This is a genomic window from Nitrosomonas sp. Nm34, assembly GCF_900113925.1.
In the GTDB taxonomy this organism is placed as follows: Bacteria; Pseudomonadota; Gammaproteobacteria; order Burkholderiales; family Nitrosomonadaceae; genus Nitrosomonas.
The window spans coordinates 1-16531 of the sequence record NZ_FORD01000054.1; the positions used below are offsets into that span (position 1 = coordinate 1).

General features: G+C 46.6%; 15 protein-coding genes and 2 pseudogenes. 10 read left to right on the plus strand and 7 right to left on the minus strand.

The genetic code is table 11. The features are described from left to right. Positions 1-276: 276 nt before the first annotated feature. The 6 genes from BM283_RS20350 to BM283_RS14515 all read left to right on the plus strand — a co-directional run bounded on the left by BM283_RS20350 (position 277) and on the right by BM283_RS14515 (position 3594). Positions 277-411 carry a helix-turn-helix domain-containing protein gene (locus tag BM283_RS20350; RefSeq protein WP_302848302.1) on the plus strand — a complete coding sequence of 45 codons (135 nt, stop codon included), beginning with the start codon at positions 277-279 and terminating at the stop codon, positions 409-411. Positions 412-451: 40 nt separating this feature from the next. Then, positions 452-1096 (plus strand): IS630 family transposase, encoded by a 645-nt coding sequence (locus BM283_RS18280; protein ID WP_254776387.1) that lies wholly within the window; start codon positions 452-454, stop codon positions 1094-1096. Between the two features lie 119 nt (positions 1097-1215). Next, the gene (locus tag BM283_RS14505; RefSeq protein ID WP_139225290.1) at positions 1216-1662 is read left to right on the plus strand and encodes an alpha/beta hydrolase family protein; all 447 of its coding nucleotides are present in this window, start codon (positions 1216-1218) and stop codon (positions 1660-1662) included. 160 nt (positions 1663-1822) lie between these two features. Continuing rightward, positions 1823-2242: an alternative ribosome rescue aminoacyl-tRNA hydrolase ArfB gene (arfB, locus tag BM283_RS14510; RefSeq protein WP_090694350.1), complete on the plus strand. Its 420-nt coding sequence runs from the start codon at positions 1823-1825 to the stop codon at positions 2240-2242. A 709-nt stretch (positions 2243-2951) separates the two neighbouring features. Beyond that, a complete protein-coding gene (locus BM283_RS20110; RefSeq protein WP_254776388.1) occupies positions 2952-3167 on the plus strand; it encodes a hypothetical protein in 216 nt (71 codons plus the stop codon). Between the two features lie 7 nt (positions 3168-3174). Beyond that, on the plus strand, positions 3175-3594 hold the full coding sequence (locus tag BM283_RS14515) for a hypothetical protein (protein ID WP_254776389.1): 420 nt from the start codon (positions 3175-3177) through the stop codon (positions 3592-3594). Positions 3595-3663: 69 nt separating this feature from the next. On the opposite strand, the gene BM283_RS14520 is transcribed toward BM283_RS14515, so the two are convergent. The 4 genes and pseudogenes from BM283_RS14520 to tnpA form a co-directional block, all read right to left on the minus strand. Next, entirely contained in the window at positions 3664-3996 is a 333-nt protein-coding gene (locus BM283_RS14520) for a YceK/YidQ family lipoprotein (protein ID WP_046850214.1), read from the minus strand. Between the two features lie 253 nt (positions 3997-4249). Continuing rightward, on the minus strand, positions 4250-4441 hold the full coding sequence (locus tag BM283_RS14525) for a hypothetical protein (RefSeq protein ID WP_046850215.1): 192 nt from the start codon (positions 4439-4441) through the stop codon (positions 4250-4252). 62 nt (positions 4442-4503) lie between these two features. Further along, entirely contained in the window at positions 4504-5877 is a 1374-nt protein-coding gene (locus BM283_RS14530) for an esterase/lipase family protein (RefSeq protein WP_090694351.1), read from the minus strand. Positions 5878-6148: 271 nt separating this feature from the next. Then, positions 6149-6474: pseudogene (gene tnpA, locus BM283_RS14535) on the minus strand (IS200/IS605 family transposase); the annotation flags it as partial. Between the two features lie 717 nt (positions 6475-7191). Between tnpA and BM283_RS14540 the strand changes: the two are divergent. Further along, the gene (locus BM283_RS14540; RefSeq protein WP_090694354.1) at positions 7192-9066 is read left to right on the plus strand and encodes a diguanylate cyclase; all 1875 of its coding nucleotides are present in this window, start codon (positions 7192-7194) and stop codon (positions 9064-9066) included. A gap of 334 nt (positions 9067-9400) precedes the next feature. After that, positions 9401-9727, plus strand: coding sequence for a hypothetical protein (locus tag BM283_RS14545; protein WP_090694357.1), 327 nt, complete (start codon positions 9401-9403; stop codon positions 9725-9727). Between the two features lie 284 nt (positions 9728-10011). Here the strand turns inward: BM283_RS14545 and BM283_RS14550 are convergent, their stop codons facing one another. The 3 genes from BM283_RS14550 to BM283_RS14560 all read right to left on the minus strand — a co-directional run bounded on the left by BM283_RS14550 (position 10012) and on the right by BM283_RS14560 (position 13696). Next, complete coding sequence (locus BM283_RS14550; protein ID WP_090694359.1) at positions 10012-10644, minus strand: Spy/CpxP family protein refolding chaperone; 633 nt, start codon at positions 10642-10644, stop codon at positions 10012-10014. Positions 10645-11013: 369 nt separating this feature from the next. Further along, the gene (locus BM283_RS14555) at positions 11014-12330 is read right to left on the minus strand and encodes a M16 family metallopeptidase (protein ID WP_090694362.1); all 1317 of its coding nucleotides are present in this window, start codon (positions 12328-12330) and stop codon (positions 11014-11016) included. Further along, positions 12320-13696, minus strand: a complete 1377-nt coding sequence (locus tag BM283_RS14560) for a M16 family metallopeptidase (protein WP_175492161.1) — start codon at positions 13694-13696, stop codon at positions 12320-12322. Before BM283_RS14560 ends, BM283_RS14555 begins: the two co-directional genes overlap by 11 nt. An 853-nt stretch (positions 13697-14549) precedes the next feature. On the opposite strand from BM283_RS14560, the gene BM283_RS14565 reads away from it, so the two are divergent. Together BM283_RS14565 and BM283_RS20115 are read left to right on the plus strand one after the other, a co-directional pair. Continuing rightward, positions 14550-16310: a DNA/RNA non-specific endonuclease gene (locus BM283_RS14565; RefSeq protein WP_090694363.1), complete on the plus strand. Its 1761-nt coding sequence runs from the start codon at positions 14550-14552 to the stop codon at positions 16308-16310. Between the two features lie 88 nt (positions 16311-16398). Then, positions 16399-16503, plus strand: a pseudogene (locus BM283_RS20115) (IS5/IS1182 family transposase); the annotation flags it as partial. Positions 16504-16531: the final 28 nt, after the last annotated feature.

Here is a 16531-nt window from a genome sequence, read left to right on the forward strand (position 1 = left end):
ATCGAGCATTCCCGCCATCGCAGCCCGGTTAACTTCTTTGTTAATCTGATAGCCGGACTGGTGGCTTACACCTTTCGCGAGAAGAAACCCTCGCTCAATATCAGACTCCCTCAAGCTCTTCCAATCGTGATGTGATGATTCTTATGTCGAACTCACGTTATTTAATGGGAATTGGAATTAGGCTATAAAGAAAGCCCCCGATCGAATTCGAGCGAGATTTTTTAACCACGCTGCCTAAATATAGCGTAACCAGATGATTTTGATTATAATTTAGAGATGGCATATTCATTGGATTTCCGCCGCAAAGTCCTGTCTGTCCGGAAGAAAGAAGGACTTACGATAGCCGAGGTGGCGGCCCGGTTTGATGTTGGCGTAGCTAGCGTGCGCGCTGGGTTAAGAACATCCATCTAAACCTCAAGGGTTTCGCCAACGCAAGATTGATCTTGAGGTATTGCGGCAGGATGTTCTCGATTATCCTGATGCTTATCAGTACGAGCGGGCAAAACGTTTGGGTGTAGCGCAGAACGCTATTTTTCTGGCGCTCCAGAAGCTTGGTATCACCTATAAAAAAACTCTGAAGCATCCCAAAGCAATTGATCACGCACGGCGCATCTTCCAGGAGAAGATCGCCGCTTATGAAGCTGCAGGCCGGGCCATTGTCTACATTGATGAAAGTGGCTTTGCACAGGATGCACCGCGCACGCACGGTTATGCACCTGCTGGCCAAAGATGCCATGGCACCCATGACTGGCATGCGCCAGGTAGTATCAACGCGATTGGCGCCCTGATCGGAAAACTATTGCTCACCGTTAGCCTGTTTTCAATCAATATCAATGCCGATGTGTTTCACGAATGGGCGATGCAGGACCTGTTGCCTAAATTGTCGTCACATGCCGTCGTTGTGGTGGATAATGCCACCTTCCATCAGAGGCAGGATACGCAAGAGGCCATACAAAACGCTGGGCACACCCTTGAATACTTACCTGCTTATTCTCCTGATCTTAATCCCATTGAACATACATGGACACAGGGCAAAGCACTGCGTAAACAACAAAGCCAAAGCGTTGAGATGCTCTTCAAATCCTATACATTCTGAATCATTCTTAACTGATTAGGCTATAGGTCGGCGCCCAGTTTTTGTTGGCCATTACAAGATGCGCTGAAAGAGGAGACCAGTTGTCCCAAACTGCGTAATCCTTTTAATGATTGTCAAGCATGTGTTTTAATAATGAATACTCTTATCGTCGCGTCCTAGTCATCATGTCTTTAATTATCATTTTTACTTTTACATTCAGCTTGGTATTGCTGGCTTGGTTTACTGCTCCGGCCCTGGTGCGCCGTGGCTTTCATACTCCGCGCCAACTCGAACAGAGCAGCCCTGCCGAGCTCGGACCCGCCTATCGTGAGATACGCGTTCCCACTACGCGCGGCAAGCAATTATTCTGCTGGCTGATCCCGGCTTCATTATCCGGACCTCAACCGGTAGTAGCCGTGCTGCACGGCAGGGGTAGCAACGCCGAGGACATGTTGCCCTTCGCTCCACTGCTACATCGCGCTGGCCTGGGTGTGTTGCTGATAGATGCGCACAATCACGTTCGGTTTGAAATTCTGCCGAGATTGGATCTCCTTCCCGGAAATAATCCGACAGTGAAGCAACGATGATAAATTTCAAAGACAGCCAATTCGAGCGGGGTACCATCCATTGGAGCACCTGTTGGTATAGGGTTTATCCGTTCCAGCTATTGACAATTGGAAGAAGTCATGCGGGAGTGCGTCGTTACGGTTGGCCTCGCCCCAAAAAATGGTAATTCAGTAATTAATTATGTTGAGAATATCAAGCCATATATCTATACCCTTGACTGAGATTGAAATTCAGGCGATACGCGCTCAGGGCTCGGGCGGGCAGAATGTAAATAAAGTAGCTACTGCAGTTCATTTGCGGTTCGATATAAACACTTCATCACTCCCAGAAATATACAGAGAAAGATTATTGAATTTAAAAGATAGCCGAATCACTAGCGAAGGCATTATCATCATAAAGGCTCAGCGGTATAGCAGTCAGATTAAGAACAAAGAAGATGCACTCAATCGATTACGAGAGATTATCCAAAGCGTCAATGTCCAGATAAAACCACGAAAACCCACTAAACCAACCAAAGCTTCCGAGACCAAGCGTTTGGAATGTAAAGCAATCCAAAGTCAAAGAAAGTCGTTACGCAGGAAGATTGATGAGGAGAAATAAATAAGAACAAATGTAATTGTAGTGGCTTAGATTTATGTTGATATTTTGTAGTATGACTTTAATACAGTTCGGCAGCCTGCCTACGACCGGGGCTGTATAAAAATTCATCCCAAAACTTGTCAGATATGGGAATTGCCCCCTGAGTAGCTGAAGATCAATACTCAATGATTGATTCCACAATGCCTGGTATTTGATTCCAAATTTGGCATGGCCAAACCATTGGCGTTTCAATTTTGTGTTTTTACACAACTTAAACACAAACCAGGCTCGGACTGACTATATAGCCTAACCAGTTAAGAATAATTCAAAAAGAATTCTCATCTAAACCAAACATGACGCGAAGGCAAGCTATAGACAGTATCAATAATACGGCAAGGTCAAGCCGACAAAATCAGTTTTGATTTGGAAATGGAATTACCTGCTTGCCAAACTTCCTCCGGGAAAATATTTACTTGATGCTATCTACGAGGAAGCAGCGCTACATCAGGGCCTGGGTCTAAAAAACGCATAAAAAATAATCCTATTTTTCTCAGTTGAACCTATAAAAACAAGCGCAAACGTAGTACCGTAAAGGCTTTATGGCTGAATAAAGGAGTCACCCAATGGATGAAAAGGATTTTGAAGAAAAAACAGTGGTAAAGGCGGTGGGTAACGCCGTGCAGGAAATGGAGCAATCTGCACAGGAGAAGTGGCTCCTGAGATACTTGGCATGAGCAAGATTGTCAGCGATGAGAGCTTGCGTTGCGCGCTGAGCGCGCAAATGAACACAGGTAACCAACAAGGAACCCTGCACTTCGTTGATCATCCAGATAAGATCAAAGTATGGGAATATGCTTTTTTAGTGACTAGTGCCGATTATTCATGGAAGCCTTCGGTCAATGGTATCAGGACCGGGCAGATTGCGAGAATGGCTTTGATGAGTTGAAAAACCAGTGGGGCTGGGATGTGATACCACGCATGACCTGGAGCGCTGTAATCTCTCAGCACGAGCAGTCGCGCTCATCTATAACTGGTGGAGTTGGTATGCGCGCCTGGCACACCCCGAAACACATCTGGAAGCGATTACCAGTCGCCCTTTGCTACTCAATGGGGTTGCCCGTCTGACCCGGCATTCGGGTCAATCTCGACTATTGCTTACGTTAACTCATGAGGCCGGTGATCAAGTCAAAACAATGATCAGCTGCATCCGTAAGGGTCTCGATTTCATTCTGACAAATACGCCTCAGTTGCCAAAAATAGAGCGATGGCCCGCCTTGGTACGCTACATTATCGACAAAATCTTTGCTACCAGACCAAAGAATCCACCAGTTCTCGATTTGCCAACCTTTCATTTGGCTTCCAGTTCGGGTTAAAAGAGGAATTTAGGATAATGCTGCTTTGGTGTGCTCTCAAAAGCCTCGAGTAGTTTTTTCCTATGCTTTCTACTTGAGCTTAATATCACCGTCGCTGGTTTGCGTATAGATTGTATAAGGAAGGGCAATCGTATCTAAAACTCCTGATAATGCCATATCGACGAATAGAAGTTGGGGTATGGGTGCTATCCAAAGGGATAACCGAGAGGGTTTCCCTCGGAGGAGGCAAATATTGTAAGAAACACCACTATAAATCCGCGGTATCGTTTCACAGGATGTTTCAATTTGATTTAGATTACGCTTGGCAATCCAATCGCCTCGAACAACGGTATTGATTGTGCCACATCCAGCCAGAAATACCGCTATCGTACAAACAAATGTATATATTAATTTGTCCTTCATTAGCAAGTTTGCGAGTAAACAAGAGAAATAGGAAAGAACCAATATTCTTTTGGGATCCGTAAAGCTAAAGAGCCTTGAATTTCTATATGCTAAGCTACCCAGCGGTATTTCTCTCTTGGCCGTTGTTTCGGCTCGCCTTCGCTCACGGTCGGACTGCTGGCGTTCATACCGGTTACTCTTATCTCTGAGACGGATTTGGCGCGCAGTTCGGAAAAATCGAGCGGATCGGTGGAAGCAAAGGACACTGCGAGTGTTATGGCAAAGGTTCTCCTTTTGTAAGCTCCTTTTTAAAGTTGTGCAGCGCGGTCTCGAGGTTTGCGATCTCCAGAAGGTTCAGGTGCAGCGTAGTCACAATGCTCCCCTCGATTAGGATATGAAAGACAAATCCTTCCACTGTGTCGGCGGAACTGATTTTGAAATCGTAGTTTACTCCGTCTATATCCATGATGTGTCTCCTTTAATGAAGTCCAACTTTGTGAATTTCTGTGGGTCGGTTGCACGATGTGGTTACAGACCATAGAGAATGTTGGTGATGTAGTCGTAGATCGGATAAATTGTCGGTTTGTATTTGATATCCTGCCAGCCAATTACGTCGAGGTGGTCGTAATTGTCGTAATAGCCGAGGTAATTCCAGTAACCTTTAATCGAGTTGCCGTCATAGCTACGTACTGGCTGACCGAACGGTGCTTTCATGCTGATATAGTTGACCGCGCCATCATTGACGAACCAGTTGTCGTTGACCTGTACGCGACTCGGATCGGTCTGAGTATATGAACCCATGCCACTTCGAAGAAACGATGGCACCACCCATCCGCCAGCGGTATCCTTAAGGAAAAAAATCATGTCGTCGCGGGCATATTGATAAATGCTGCGCTGGAACGGCGCGATCAGTCGGTCGGTATCGTTGCGGCAGAAAAAACACCCTTGTTCGGTGGCATGGTTGGCGATAGAGTAGTAATATACATTCGGCGAAGTCTTGACCCAGCTGTTCAGCTCTCGCGCGCCATCCGGGCCGACTTCCCATAGCCCTGAATCGCGGTTTTCCAGTTTCCAGAATGGTGCGGCCTTGGTGCGATTGATGAAATTTTTGATATTTTCGGAATCTCTATCTTTAAAAGGTGTATGTTCTAGGCCGTATTGTTCTAGCTTGAAGTTGTATACCGGATTATTGCTGCCACCGAGACCAGTAGCTTGGATGATCAAACCGATCAGTTCCGGCATTTTTGGCATGGAACTGATGATCACCTCGCGCAGCGTAGTGCCGTTGTGCGGCGTGGAGATGGTGGTTGCACTTTTCACCCAGCCGATCTTGCCGCCAGCGTAGAGCGGGCTGTCGCCTTCATTGGCGTAAGGTGAGCCGTTTTCCAGCAGTTCGATCAGCGTACGAACGGTCTGGCCACCTTGGCTGTGCGAGATCAGATGGATCGGGTGATTTTCATCCCATTGTGGATAGAGTGCGAGCTCATCATGATTGGGATTGTTGTTCGGGTCGGCTGCCCAGCATTTGCCACTTGGTTTCTGGATTTTGCCGTATACTGCGAATTGTTTGGCACGTGCTGCACCGTAGTCAATGCACCCCCCTTTAATCTGATAATACAGCTCCACCGCGCGATCCCAGTTCGAACTCACGGGCCCGACCGTGGCAGTAAATACCTGATGGGAACCGTTGTTGGTTCTGAGATAAGCTTCAATATCGTTGAAACCACCCCAGTATTTAAAGCCTGTGCCCTGCAATTCATGCGGACCAAAACCGAGAAAACCGTGTGCCAGTACAATCGGGTCGTTGTTTGCAGCCAGCACTGCGCCGCTTGATAGCCACCCCGACACTGCCAGCACAATGCTTGCCAGGAGCTTTCCTGCTCTGTGTAATAGTGTTGTCATCTCGCTTGTCTCCAAGGGTTAGAGGTTCCAGCTAAGAACTTATCTGTAGATAGAAAAATGAATACTTTTTCCATAACAAATGAAGTTAAATCACTCCGTCAAAGCCGGAGGCTTATTACTGTTAGCCCCTCAAAGGGGCAAGAATTGGCGCCACCTAAAGATGGCATCACATACCAAGCTTGAGTTGATCATAGTGCTCATCCTCTTTCTCTTGGTGCCGAATATATTCTCTGACCATCTCTTCATCTAATCCTACCGTGGATACAAAATAACCACGTGCCCAAAAATTTTCACCCGTGAAATTCCTCGATTTCCCCATAAATCTGCGCGCAACCGATATGGCACTTTTCCCTTTAATATATCTACTACGTAAGATACCGAGTACTTCGGGGGAATGCTGATGCACATATGTACATGATCAGGCATCAGGTGTCCTTCTACTATCTGACATTTTTTCTGTGCAGCTAATTCGTGAAATACTTTTCCCAAGTGTTTTCGTATCATTCCGAATATCACTTTCTTCCTTCTTTTTGGAATAAATACGACATGGTACTTACAGTCCCATGTTGTATGGGTCAAACTCTGATAATCTCTCATTTGATTCTCCTAGCTCTTGATCAAGCTAAAAGAATCACGGTGACCGTATCACACAGTCAAACCTTTAATAGTCCCCCGGCATAGCCGGGGGATTACCTTATTTATTCATTATTCAATAATGCCATACCCACTGAAATTCATATAGAGCCCTTTTTATCTATAGCCATTTTCTGATCTGCCATTGATACAAATGTGCCATTTCATTCCTAAATCAAAACCAACTTTGTCGGTTTCACCTTGCCGTATTATTGATACCATCTGCGGCTCGTCTTCGCGTCATTTTTAATTTGGAAACGTAAGCAGTTATAAAATCCTGGCAGGTTACAATGCACTAATTTTAATCACTTTTGATCTGTTTGCAGGTTGCACTAGGGGTCATCGCTGATGGTCATGGCTCTTTTCAACTGATCAAAAACATCACTTGTTCCAAAGTACAATAGATTTCCGTACCTAACTTCTTTAGATTGCTATTCCATTCCTAAACAATTAAAAAAGATAAGAAATCAGTTTAATTCTCCAGAATGAGGAATATTAGTGGAGCGATTTGAAAACGGATTTGTGCATCTTGCATAAATCCATATTCGCAATTATGAGCGCAGTATGCTGGTAAGTTTGCTGCCAAATTTTTGCGTAAGCACTCACTTAAACTGGCCAGCTCTTCATCTTTTATATCATGTAAGGAATGGTCTCGTTGACTATGCTGAATAGGAGAAACCCATGCTGCTTCGAATTCACCAGCCAAAAAAACCTTTATATATGCAATGGTTATGGCTCGGTCTAATCCTGATCACTTTGGGCGTGGGAATTACATTCAATCTGTATTTTGAGCATGATCGCACTACTGCCCGTGAGCATGACAGATTGTCGATTCAGGCATGGGTCATTGCTGAGAACACGGAGTACCAGCTGACGAGTGCAAACCTTGCGCTGGAAAACGTGCGCAGCAACCTGGCTTACTGGAAAAACGATGCAGGGCAGCAAGCAGTAATACGCCACCTCAAGGCAGCCAGCATCATACCGGGCATACGCACCATGAACATCGTGGATAAAGAAGGCACTATCACTGCCTCGACACGTGCTGAATTGATCGGAATGAATATTGGTTCTCGCGATTATTTCCAGGAAGTGAAACAGCATCCGAATGTGGATATGCTTTACGTCTCACCGCCATTTGAAACCGTAGCTGGGACATTCGTCATTAACGTCATCCGCATGATTGAGGGGGAAGAGGGCGAATTTGCCGGTATTGTCTCTGCAACGCTTGATCCGGAATATTTCAAGACCCTTATGATGTCGGTGCAATATGCATCAAGCATGTGGGTGGCTCTTATCCATAGTGATGGCATGGTGTTCCTCACGATGCCTGATGAAAGAGAAAATATGGAGGGAGTGAATCTGAGGCATCCTGATTCGTTCTTTACGCGACATCAGAACAGCGGCAAGAAGGAGCAAGTCTTCACAGATATCATGTATGCCACTAAGGAGCATGGTATGCTCGCTCTGCGCACTATTTATCCGGCCAATCTCAAGATGGACAAGCCCTTGGTCGTGGCTGTCAATCGTGATTCCGATTCCATTTTCCAGTCATGGCGACAGCACATTTTAGTTCAGGGAATATTTTTCGGCGTCATTGTATTGGCTTCCACCGTTGGCCTATTTCTCCACCAACACCGCCAGCGTAAGCTCGAGAAAGAGGCAGCGCAAGCTCGTACCCTAGTTGACCGGTTCAGTTTTGCACTGGATCGTATCCCCACGTATATTTTCATGAAGGACCAACAGCGGCGTTATATCTATGCCAACCGGTCGACGCTGGAGTTATTCAAGTGTTCGGCAGAGGATCTGGCAGGCAGCTCCGATTCACGTTTTTTTCCACCTGAAACGGTGGCAAGACTGCATGAAACAGACATACGTGTGTTGCTACATGGCGAAGATACTGCAGAGAAAGTCATCTGCAAGGGTGAGAACGGCCACCTTCGTATCTACTGGGAAATCAAGACCCCGATTTATGAAAACGACAAGAAAACCAGCATCTGCGGGCTATGCGGTATTTTTACGGATATTACAGAGCTGGAGCTATTGAAAGAAAAGCTTGAGCAGCAGGCACGCCAGGACTATCTGACCGGACTGTTCAACCGCCGCTTCTTCATGGAGCAGGGCCACGCCGAGCTTATTCGCGCACAACGATATCATCACACTCTTTCCTTGCTCATGCTCGACATCGATAACTTTAAGAAAATCAACGACAGACATGGGCATCAGGCAGGTGACGCTGTGCTCAAACGGCTGGCCGATGTCATGCGTAAAATGCTGCGTACAGTCGATATCATCGGGCGTATAGGCGGGGAAGAGTTTGCCGTATTGCTGCCTGAGACCGATACGCAAAGAGCAACAGAAGTTGCGGAGCGCTTGCGCGAGGAAGTGGCCTGCACTGCAGTGACGCTGGAGATGGGTATGCCGCTTTATTTCAAGGTATCCATAGGTGTGGTTAGTCTTGAAGGGAGAGACGCTGACTTGAACACGCTGCTCAATCAGGCCGACAAAGCGCTGTATCAGGCGAAGGAGAATGGTCGGAACAGAGTGTGCCTTGCGTAATCACTTATCGAGTAGCTAAAAAGTGGGGTTCTTGTACCATACTTGCCTTTTAATCAGAGGATGAGAGAAGGAATAATGAATAAAAGAAAACCGGTGTTTTTTGCGATAGTATCAGCTCTATCGTTAGCTATAGCACATTAAGCACATGCAGCAACACCCTTATAGATGGCACAATCAGCAAGAGTGAATAAATAAGGTAATCCCCCGGTTCCAAGCCGGGGGATTACCTTATTTAACGTGAGTTCGGGATAAGAAAAGCAGCAAAAGGAACCCGAATTCCTTATGATGAAGTGGTTTTGGAAAAGAATTTCATCATGAGAAGAGTCAGATTCCCATGGATACTACAACGGTTTTTTGTGCGAGTGACGAATTTTGTAAAGAGTTTGAGCCGCGTTGGGAGCAGCACTTGACGGCTCCGGCTGTAAGCTCGATCTATTTTCATTCGCAACATTATTTGCTTTTGCGGGTGATGTCCTTTATTTCAACCAAAGCAACTAAAAAAGGAACCACCATGCCATACCGAAACTTCTTGCTTGACGCAGTCACCGAAGGACTCACCTGGAACATTCCGAATGAGGTGTTGGTCGATGCCGTCAAGGCGCAGGCCGGGTTGATGGCGGACTTCAGCTCAGAAGAATTCATGGAGAGCGCTCACGACTGATTCCTGCTCATCTCTTTTTCCTTTCCAGCTTCCTACGACTTTTTTCCCAGCAATACAAAGCCGCTCCAGGTTCCCGCAAATGGCCATACGCGTCTGGGGTAGGGAGAGGAACAGGTCGACACACGGGGAGCAGTGCGTTCATTCGCGCTGCTCTCCATTTCTTATATCAACGTAATTAACACGTAAAGGAGCAAATATAACCAACAATTTTTTATTTTGCTCATGAAGACACAGTTCGTTTATATGTGAGCTTTACACTGTAACAGTTAAAGCTATTAATAGATTTAGTGATCTCCATACCTACCTTGTTGATCGCCATGTGGATTGTCCTCCATTTTCATGGTCTTAAGCTGATTTTTCTGATCGTCTGATAAAATGGCCTGGATTGCTTGACGCTCTTTAATGTGAAATTCAATCATTTCATTGAAAGCAGCCGTAAGTTGTTTGCCAAGGTTACGCACTTCGCTATCACTTGTGTCAAATTTCATGCTTTCTTTTTTAAGCGCTTTCATATTTTTACGTAGTTTCTGCTTGAGTTGCCCGTGTTCTTGTTCGTTTTTTAGATGCAGGCGGATAATTTTTCCCAACTGCTCATCGGTTAATTTCAATACATCAGCATGAGAGATGATCATATGAGCATAATCATGCCCACCTTTCATCATACCGCCACTTTCCTTGTCCTGACCGTGCTTGTATTTACTACACTCGCCCCGCTGACCTTCACCATACTTGCCATCTCCACCTTGTGCGCTACCTTTCTCTTGCCCATGCTGATGAGCTTGGGCAAGCATGAAACTTTTATCTCCAAATTGAATGATGGCGGAATCGTCGCTCGCCATTGAGATAGTGGCAGTACTTAACGTAATGGCAAACACAGAACCAATAGCGATAGAAATGATGGATTTTTTGCTGATCATGGCAATTTCTCCTAAAAGTTTGATTGGATATAACAACCATTTAAAAGTAGTGTTTGTGTATTTCAGAAAATCACTACCTCATGGTGCTGCACGTGTTATGACAGCTCCCATGCTAAACCGTTGCTATGAAAATCTGAATTAGCTGCTAACACCACTTTTAAACCTTAGCATATTTTCTGCAATCCAATCTAGACATCATTTACTTTTTATATTGTTTTCGCAAAGTAACTTTTTCAATATCAGCCATTATTCCATTTCTGGATCAAAACTGACTTTATCGGCTTCACCTTGCCGTATGATTGATACTGTCTGCGACTCCCCTTTATGTCATTTCGCGTGTGAGCAACAGACAGATTAAAGTGTCACCCATCACTTCCCAGCCGCTCCGCCCACCAATACCGTCTGGAAGCGGGCCGGATCAACCCGTGTCTTGAATGCCTTGACGATATTGGCCACGGTGACGGACTGCACCTTGGCATTGAAGGTATTGAGATAATCCAGCGGCAAGCCGTAAAAGCCAATAGTCGCCACATATTCAGCAATTTTCCGATTGTTATCGATGCGAAGGACAAAGCCGCCGACGAGGTTCTGTTTGGCCGCTTTCAACTCTTTGTCGGTAGGGCCCTCGGCGATGAATTTGTTGGCCGTTTCCATCATCACTTTCAGCGCTTTGTCGGTTTGTTCGTTACGCGTTTGCAGGCGCATGGTGAATGGTCCCTTGCCGGCCCGTGGGGAAAAATAGCTGCTGGCACTATAGGAAAGGCCACGTTTTTCCCGCACTTCCTGGGTAATGCGTGCAACCAAACCACTGCCGCCAAGTATGTGATTTCCTACATAAAGAGGGAAGTAATCGGGATCATTGTAAATCAGCACCGGTTCACCTATTAGTACATGGGTCTGAGTTGAAGGGAAGAATTGTTTTACCGTAGTAGCAGCAAGTGGTTCCGCTACAGCGGGCAGAGTTTCTGCTGGTGCGCCTTGCGGCAGTCCAGCCAGTAATCGCTCGACTAGGGTTTCCGCATCAGCACGAGCCAAATCGCCCACTATGGCCACCATCGCATTTGCGGCCACGTAATAACGTTGGTAAAACTTGACCAGATCATTACGAGTTAGTTGGGTGACGGTGCCAATTTCACCGTCAGTCGGGTGACCATAGGGATGGTCGCCGTAGATGGCTTTGGTGTAAATTACCTCGGCTAGATTGCCTGGCGACTCCTCTTTTTCCTGAAGGCTCAGAAGTGCCTGTCTTTTTTGCCGCTCGAAATCTTCGGCAGTAAAAAGAGGCTTGGTCAATATCGCGTGCAGAGTTCCCACGGCCACATTCAGCTTGTCCGGGTCGGTCAGGCTGCGCAGATAAAGGGAACCGGTATCCTTTGAGACTGAAGTTTCCATAACTGCTCCCACGCTTTCCAAACGCTGGGCGATATCGTCAGCGTTCCACTTACCCGCGCCGCTATCCAGCAACGCTGAAGTCAGTGATGCTACACCGTGTTGTGTGCCGTCATAAACGCTACCCGCGGCGAATACCACGCGCAAGTCGACCATTGGCAGTCCTTCGGTGCGCACGAAATACACCCGTGTGCCTTGGGCTGTCGTCCAGTGCTGGATATTCGGAGTGGCTTCGGTCATGCAAGGGCTGAGTAGAGTCAGCAGGGCAATGAATGCGCTTAAGAATTTAGCGTGCATGCGTGTCCTCCAGCAGTATTTCGCCAGTTGTCGTGCCATCAGTGATGGGTAGGGGATCCAGATAGGCAATACTCAATCGATCCTCCACTAAATATTTGCGCGCTACAGCTTGTACTTGTTCGGGGGTGACGGCCCTGATTTTGTCCACGTACTCTTCGGCCTTGGGCCAGCTTAGGCCGACGGTTTCCAACATACCCAACTCCATCGCTTGATAAAAACCGGAGTCCTGTTCGTAAACCTTATGCGCTACCACCTGCGCCTTGACTTGTGCTAATTCTTCTGACGTCACCGGCTTTTCCTGCAATTGACCTATTTCTCCACGTAAGGCCTGTTCCAGAGCCGCTGTGTCATTATCTTGTGCCGGAACTGCTTCTATCGTGAGCAGTGTTGGCAGTCGCGAATACAGGTTGTAACCGACGTTGGCTTCTGCAGCGATTTCCTTGCCGCGTACCAGGCGGGATGGCAAGCGTGCGCCGTTGCCACCGTCGAGGATGCCAGTAAGCACTTCCAAGGCGTAAGGCTCCCATTCCTTGACAGTACCCTTTAACACCGGCACTTTATATCCCATTACGAGAAAAGGCAGCTTGGCTGGCCGCTTTACAATCATGCGGCGCAAGCCAGTCTGGTCCAACTCGGTGCGAGACTTCAGCTTCGGCAAACGGCTGGGCGCCAGCACACCGAAATACTTTTGTGCCAAATCATGCACAGCCTCTGGTTGTACATCGCCTACTACTACCACAGTGGCGTTATTGGGAGCATACCACTGTCGATACCATTTTTGCAGATCGCTCAGGGTATATTCTTTAATGTCCTCCGGCCAGCCTATAACTGGATTTTTATAGGGACCATTGCTGAATGCCAAAGCCATGAACAGCTCCATAGTTTTGTCACGAGGCTGGTCCTCTGTGCGCAAGCGGCGCTCTTCCAGCACCACCTCTCGCTCCTTAGCGAACTCACCCTCATCCAATTTGAGATAACGCATGCGGTCTGCTTCCAGCTTAAAGCTTACCTCCAGCCGTGATTTTTCGAGGCTCTGAAAATAGGCTGTAAAATCTTCGCCGGTAAAGGCGTTTTCGCTCCCACCATTGGCTGCGATGATACGAGAGAATTCGCCGGCCGGATGATGTTCCGTACCCTTGAACATCATGTGTTCCAGCATGTGAGAAAGGCCGGTAATGCCATCGTGTTCATAGCTGGAGCCAATTTTGTACCAGATTTGTGACACCACCACGGGCGCGCGGTGATCTTCTTTTACCAGCACCTTGAGGCCGTTGCCCAACTTGAATTCGCTTACTTCAAACTGACCCGCTATGGCCAGCATCGGTAATCCCAACATTAGTCCAGAGATTTTTACTGAGATCTTCATTGCTTTCTCCAAATCGACACTAAACGCTTGCTGCTCAAGGGATAATCCGTATCTCTTCCTAACCAGCAAAACCCGAGACAGCACTGCCTGCTTTCTAATTCTATTTCCAGATCAAAACTGACGCGAAGTTGAGCCGCAGACAGTATCAATCATACGGCAAGGTGAAGCTGATAAAGTCAGTTTTGATTTAGAAATGGAATAATGGACACAGTTATTGTCAAATATTCTTATGAGACTGACTCTGTTATTTCTGTTCTGTCTATTCTAATAAGAGGAAAGAATACCAAATCAACAGTCAGCATGCATTTGCTAAAGCTTGCCAGCAAAATGATGCCCACTAGAAGTTTACCCGCCTTCGCAGACTATAACATGATGGCGTCCATCAGTAATCAATGCTAGCATGAAAGCCCAGCTCTCTTTAGCCGTACCTGAAAGGAGACACGATCATGCCGACAGGTAACAGCCAGCGTTACCGCGTGTTCCAGATAAATCCGGAGTGTCTCTATCAGGCTTTCCTCGACGCCAACGCAATAGCCAAGTGGCTTCCACCTTACGGGCTCACGTGCAAAAATCACTAGATGAAGCTCAAAGTCATAGGCACCCTTGAAATTCGTTTTAGAATTTCTCGACTTGCTCGAATAAATGAAAATCGCGGTGTCCTTGAAGCAAGTCTCATGCGGAACTCAGATATAAGCATAAGTACGATGGGGGTATTCTAGTAGAGCCAATTGGTCTAGCACGCGATTAATATCGCTTTTGCTCTTACTGCGCGGAGTATTTATGAAACCATCATTTACTGTTCGCAACGACGTAATCCTATCAAACTTTTTTATTAATACAGGAGGAAATTGCCATGGCTTACTTTGATATTAAGAAAAAGTATAATCAAGAATTTGTTGATCTGATCAGATCATTAAAGGATCGTCCTGTTTCGCGACCAAGTGATGCTGTTCTCGGTGCGCGGCTGACGCATCTTGCGCGAAGTGGGGGTGGATTTACGGGCCGCGACTTTGAACGTTCGATCGGTCGCAATGATCTTTTGCCCATCAATTACCGCACTCGAGGTCAACTAGCCTCTGCGGCAGTCGGACGAGTTGATGTTCCTGAAGATTTCGGCGGTAGCGGCAACTGGGGTACTGGCTTCCTGATTACTCCAAGATTGATGATTACCAATAATCATGTCATTAGTTCCATAGAAGAAGCGCGTCGTGCTGTAATTGAATTTGGTTATGAGCGGGAGGCAAATGGTCAATTCAAAACGAGCCGTCGTTTCCGCCTTGATCCAGACAATACTTTTATCACTGTACCAAAAGATAGTCTTGATTTTACGTTGATTGCCGTTATGGAGCAATCTATCGAGGGGATGGCAACTATCGATGAATTTGGATTTCTGCGACTGGAACCCGGCATTCATAAAGTGCAGGAAGGTGAATTCATTACTGTGATACAGCATCCCAATGGTGATGAAAAGTTCATTGCGATTCGGGAGAACAAAGTAATCCAGATTGGTGATGGTCAGGCTGGGTTTCGCAAAGACTTCCTTTGGTATGCCTCAGACACTGCACCGGAATCATCAGGTGCACCAACATTCAATGATAATTGGCAAGTTGTCGCGGTGCATCACAGCGGGGTGCCAGTCACTAGGATAAATAATGGCGTAACCGAATATCAGCGGACAACGGGAGAATGGGTATCAGAAGAAATAGCGAGCAATTTACCAGAAGATTTACTACGCTGGGAGGCGAATGAGGGTATTCGAGTCAGTTCTATCGTTAACCATATCCGAGAACAGCAAAAGATCGCAGCAGCACCTTCGTTCCTGGTAAAAGCGTTCCTGGATGACATTGATGGCATTCGTCCTCTATCTGGCCGCAGCGAGAGAATTAGCATTGTGAGTCCTGCTCCGACGGTCATCTCTACTGAGTTTGCCAAAGCCGAGCGTCGTGCACGTCGTCGTACTCATCCGATCAGTTATTATGCCGGGAGAGCTGGCTATGATCGAAATTTTCTGGGAATAGAAGTTTCCTTACCAACGCTTACCGAACGGGCATTACGTTTCGGCCAAGTTGCGCCAATCGAAGGTAGTACTGATGGGGAGTTACGCTATGAGCATTTCTCAATTGTTTTCAATGCAGACCGGCGGCTTGCTTTTTTCACAGCAGTGAATATCGATGGAACAAAATCGGTTAGCCTTAATCGAGGAAGTGATATATGGTTCTATGATCCGCGTGTGCCAGAAGATCTTCAGGTCGATGATGAACTATATAGCAATGAACCGGGGGGTAATTATTTTGATCGCGGCCATTTGGTGCGGCGTCTCGACCCCGTTTGGGGTGATGCAGCGATTTTGAGGCGCGCAAATAAAGATACCTTTCATTGGACAAACTGTACCCCACAATACTGGGAATTCAATCAACGACAATCTCTTTGGCAGGGGCTCGAAAACTTCATTCTCACCAATACTGATCAAGATGACTTGCGTGCCACCGTTTTTACCGGTCCTTTGTTCCAAGATAATGATGAGATTCACCGTGGTGTCAAGATTCCACAAGCTTTCTGGAAAGTCGTTGTCGTGGTGGATGGCTCAGGCAATCTTTACTCTAGGGTCTGTTGACGTTTTAAGATAAGTATTTCATAGATAAAAACAAACTCGTAATATTGGGGTTCCTATACCACCAACAAAACGAGTTTGCGATGTCCGAATGAGGCTCAATGATGAGTACTGGTCGAAGCTGGAGAAGATTCTGCTTCAAGAATCGATTGATAACAAGCGCAATCTGCGCATGACGGTAGAAGGCATACTGTATTGAATGCGGGTTGGCTGTCCATGGCGCG

What these genes read in the sequence shown, in the direction of transcription:
- BM283_RS20350 (WP_302848302.1), top strand. Translation starts at nt 277, where the DNA reads ATGGCATATTCATTGGATTTCCGCCGCAAAGTCCTGTCTGTCCGGAAG.
- BM283_RS14505 (WP_139225290.1), top strand. Translation starts at nt 1,216, where the DNA reads ATGTGTTTTAATAATGAATACTCTTATCGTCGCGTCCTAGTCATCATG.
- arfB (WP_090694350.1), top strand. Translation starts at nt 1,823, where the DNA reads ATGTTGAGAATATCAAGCCATATATCTATACCCTTGACTGAGATTGAA.
- BM283_RS20110 (WP_254776388.1), top strand. Translation starts at nt 2,952, where the DNA reads ATGAGCAAGATTGTCAGCGATGAGAGCTTGCGTTGCGCGCTGAGCGCG.
- BM283_RS14520 (WP_046850214.1), bottom strand. Translation starts at nt 3,996, where the DNA reads ATGAAGGACAAATTAATATATACATTTGTTTGTACGATAGCGGTATTT.
- BM283_RS14525 (WP_046850215.1), bottom strand. Translation starts at nt 4,441, where the DNA reads ATGGATATAGACGGAGTAAACTACGATTTCAAAATCAGTTCCGCCGAC.
- BM283_RS14530 (WP_090694351.1), bottom strand. Translation starts at nt 5,877, where the DNA reads ATGACAACACTATTACACAGAGCAGGAAAGCTCCTGGCAAGCATTGTG.
- BM283_RS14540 (WP_090694354.1), top strand. Translation starts at nt 7,192, where the DNA reads ATGCTGCTTCGAATTCACCAGCCAAAAAAACCTTTATATATGCAATGG.
- BM283_RS14545 (WP_090694357.1), top strand. Translation starts at nt 9,401, where the DNA reads ATGGATACTACAACGGTTTTTTGTGCGAGTGACGAATTTTGTAAAGAG.
- BM283_RS14550 (WP_090694359.1), bottom strand. Translation starts at nt 10,644, where the DNA reads ATGATCAGCAAAAAATCCATCATTTCTATCGCTATTGGTTCTGTGTTT.
- BM283_RS14555 (WP_090694362.1), bottom strand. Translation starts at nt 12,330, where the DNA reads ATGCACGCTAAATTCTTAAGCGCATTCATTGCCCTGCTGACTCTACTC.
- BM283_RS14560 (WP_175492161.1), bottom strand. Translation starts at nt 13,696, where the DNA reads ATGAAGATCTCAGTAAAAATCTCTGGACTAATGTTGGGATTACCGATG.
- BM283_RS14565 (WP_090694363.1), top strand. Translation starts at nt 14,550, where the DNA reads ATGGCTTACTTTGATATTAAGAAAAAGTATAATCAAGAATTTGTTGAT.